The organism is Methylobacterium nigriterrae, assembly GCF_037106235.1.
GTDB classification, from domain to species: domain Bacteria; phylum Pseudomonadota; class Alphaproteobacteria; order Rhizobiales; family Beijerinckiaceae; genus Methylobacterium; species Methylobacterium nigriterrae.
The window spans coordinates 1-271 of the sequence record NZ_JBAWTG010000869.1; the positions used below are offsets into that span (position 1 = coordinate 1).

1 pseudogene is annotated in these 271 nt (G+C 79.7%); it reads left to right on the plus strand.

Annotated features, from left to right (window positions below):
• A pseudogene (locus WDW90_RS39490) lies at positions 1–212 on the plus strand (chemotaxis protein); the annotation flags it as partial.
• Positions 213–271 lie beyond the last annotated feature (59 nt).

Consider the following 271-nt stretch of genomic DNA (forward strand, 5'->3'; position numbering starts at 1 on the left):
CAGCGGCGACCGGCGAGATCGCACGGACCACCGCCCAGACCTCCGAGGGGACCCGCGCGGTCTCGGGACACATCGCGGGCGTCAGCGAGGCGGCCGTCACCGCGAGCGCCGGCTCGGCCCAGGTGCTGTCCGCCGCGAGCGACCTCTCGGCCCAGGCCGGCGACCTGCGCGCCGCGGTCGGCCGCTTCCTGGCGACCGTCCGGGCGGCCTGAGGCCGGCGCGCCGGATCGGCTGCGGCGCAGCCGGCGCGCTCCGGAAGCATTGCCCGCCG